Source organism: Pseudoduganella sp. RAF53_2, from assembly GCF_052113985.1.
Taxonomy (GTDB): domain Bacteria; phylum Pseudomonadota; class Gammaproteobacteria; order Burkholderiales; family Burkholderiaceae_D; genus Rugamonas.
In genome coordinates this window covers 1-2,893 of the sequence record NZ_JBFRDW010000717.1, presented here as the reverse complement: position 1 = coordinate 2,893, position 2,893 = coordinate 1, and the positions used below count along the sequence as shown (strand labels likewise).

General features: G+C 61.0%; 3 protein-coding genes. 1 reads left to right on the top strand and 2 read right to left on the bottom strand.

Going from position 1 to position 2,893, the window contains the following annotated elements:
• Positions 1-1,421, top strand: a 1,421-nt coding sequence (gene aceB, locus AB4Z11_RS28355; RefSeq protein ID WP_442029166.1) for a malate synthase A, incomplete at its 5' end; no start/stop codon positions are given.
• Here aceB and AB4Z11_RS28350 read toward each other — a convergent pair.
• Positions 1,418-2,074: a 2-hydroxychromene-2-carboxylate isomerase gene (locus AB4Z11_RS28350; RefSeq protein ID WP_442029165.1), complete on the bottom strand. Its 657-nt coding sequence runs from the start codon at positions 2,072-2,074 to the stop codon at positions 1,418-1,420. The genes aceB and AB4Z11_RS28350 overlap by 4 nt on opposite strands.
• Positions 2,075-2,084: 10 nt before the next feature.
• Positions 2,085-2,870, bottom strand: coding sequence for a hydroxyacylglutathione hydrolase (gene gloB, locus AB4Z11_RS28345; protein WP_442029167.1), 786 nt, complete (start codon positions 2,868-2,870; stop codon positions 2,085-2,087).
• Positions 2,871-2,893 lie beyond the last annotated feature (23 nt).

The window sequence follows — 2,893 nt, the reverse complement described above, 5'->3', positions numbered from 1 at the left end:
ACGCAGGCGAGCGTCCCGACTTCCTGCCGCAGACCGCGCATATCCGGGAAGGCGACTGGAAGATTGCCCCGATTCCGAAAGCGCTGGAATGCCGCCGTGTGGAAATCACCGGTCCGGTCGACCGCAAGATGGTGATCAATGCGCTGAATTCCGGCGCCGATTCCTATATGACCGACTTCGAGGATTCCAACACCCCGAACTGGAGCAACCAGATCACCGGCCAGCTCAATATGATGGACGCGGTGCGCAAGACCATCTCGCTGGAACAGAACGGCAAGTCCTACAGGCTGAACGACAAGGTCGCCACCCTGGTGGTGCGTCCGCGCGGCTGGCATCTGGACGAAAAGCACGTGCTGGTGGACGGCAAGCGCATCTCCGGCGGCATCTTCGACTTCGCCCTGTTCATGGTGCACAACGCGAAAGAGCAGCTGGCGCGCGGCGCCGGTCCATACTTCTATCTGCCAAAGATGGAATCGCACCTGGAAGCCCGCCTGTGGAACGAGATCTTCGTGATGACCCAGAACGAACTGGGTCTGCCACAAGGCACCATCAAGGCCACCGTGCTGATCGAAACCATTCTCGCCGCTTTCGAAATGGATGAAATCCTGTACGAACTGCGCGAGCACAGCTCCGGCCTGAACGCCGGCCGTTGGGACTACATCTTCAGCTGCATCAAGAAATTCAAGCTGGATAAGGACTTCTGCCTGGCCGACCGCGCCAAGGTCACCATGACGTCGCCGTTCATGCGCTGCTACGCGCTGCTGCTGCTGAAGACCTGCCACAAGCGCAATGCACCGGCGATTGGCGGCATGGCCGCGCTGATCCCGATCAAGAACGATCCGGAGAAGAACGAAGTAGCGATGGGCGGTGTGCGCAACGACAAGGCGCGCGATGCGACCGACGGCTACGATGGCGGCTGGGTGGCCCACCCGGGCCTGGTCGACCTGGCCATGACCGAGTTCAAGAAAGTGCTGGGCGATGCACCGAACCAGATTTCCAAGCAGCGTCCCGACGTCGAAGTGAAGGCTGCCGACCTGATGGACTTCAAGCCGGAAACGCCTATCACCGAAGCAGGTCTGCGCTACAACATCAACGTGGGCATCCACTACCTGGGCAGCTGGCTGGGTGGTAACGGCTGCGTGCCGATCCACAATCTGATGGAAGACGCCGCGACCGCTGAAATCAGCCGCTCGCAAGTCTGGCAGTGGATTCGCTCCTCGAAAGGCGTGCTGGAAGATGGCCGCAAAGTGACTGCGGACATGGTCCGCGCCATGATTCCGGAAGAGCTGCCGAAAGTAAAGGCAGCCGCTCCGGACGGCAGCAGCACCAACTACGAACGCGCCGCGCAGATCTTCGAGAAGATGTCTACCTCGGAATCGTTCGAAGAGTTCCTGACCCTGCCGCTGTACGAAGAAATCTAAACACCGCGCCGCTGCGCCAGGGGCGGCTGGGCGAGGAATCGCTGCAGCCGCTCTTCGTCGATGCGGTGCCCCGCAATGCGCCGCATCAGGGTATCGATGCGGTCCGCGCCCCAGAACAATTCACCTTCGAATTCAAAGGTCGGCACACCGAATACGCCAGCCGCTAGCGCCTGTTCGGTCGCCGCCGCCAGGGACTGCTTGACTTCCGGCGTTGCCGCAGCAGCCAGCAGGGCCTCGCCATCCAGATCGCAAACGCGCGCCACATTGGAGAGCACGGAAGCATCGGATATATCCTGCCCGCCTTCCCATCCTGCGCTCATCATCGCCACCACAAAGCGGATACGCGCGCGGCGGTCCCTGATCGCCGTCGTCATGCGCAAGCCGAGCAGGGGATTGAAGGGATGGCCCGGTGGGCCGACAAACTGCAAGTCCTGAGCGTCGGCCAGCCGCATCACATCGCGGAAGGTCAGCTCACGTTTGGAGGGAATCTCGGCCGGGCCTTTCTGGCCGTTCGCATTCAGCATGGCTGCGAACAGCACTGGCTGCATTTCGACCTGCACACCGGTTGCTTCGATGCGGTCAATTTGCTTGGTGGCCAGCCACGCGAAAGGGCTGATGGGATCGTAATAAAAACGGACTGTTTTGCGCTGCATAAGACTCCCTTCAGAAGGTATTCTTCCACTGTCTTAAAGCTGTGAATACCGCCAGCGGCGAAGCGTTGGCGGACACACGTCCTTCAGCGGCCAGCAGCTCGCCGATGGCGGGCTCCCAGCTGCGAAGGAATGGATTGGTGGCGCGCTCCAGGCCAATGGTGCTGGGTACGGTCGGCACGCCGCGTTCGCGCTTGGCGGTTTCGTTATGCATGCGCTGCTGCAGGAACTCGTTACCCGGCTCCACGGTCAAAGCGAAGCGCAGATTGGACAAGGTGTACTCGTGTGCGCAAAACACCTTGGTCTCGGCAGGCAAGGCGGCCAGCTTGCCAAGCGACTCGGTCATCTGTTCCGGCGTGCCTTCGAACAGCCGGCCGCAGCCGCCCGCGAACAGTGTGTCGCCGCAAAACACCCAGGGCTCGGCGCCGTCGCGCACATAGGCGATATGGCCCCTGGTGTGGCCCGGTACATCCAGCACGCGCAGCTCCAGATCGAGGCCGGGCACCTTCAGATGGTCGCCCTCGGCCAGCGGATCGGTCACTGCGGCAATGCCATCGTTTTCAGGTCCAAATACGGGGACCTGATAATGCTGCAATAATTGAGGCACGCCCCCGATGTGGTCAGCATGGTGGTGGGTGAGTAGAATGGCAGTAAGAACCAGTCCGTGGGCGTTCAAAGCAGCAAGAATTGGTGCCGCGTCGCCGGGATCGACCGCTGCGGCGTGCTGGCCGTCATGAATCAGCCACAGGTAGTTGTCTTGGAAAGCAGGAACGGTGAGAACGGAGACTGAATTGCTCATTGGCTCAAGGGTATCGCATGGAT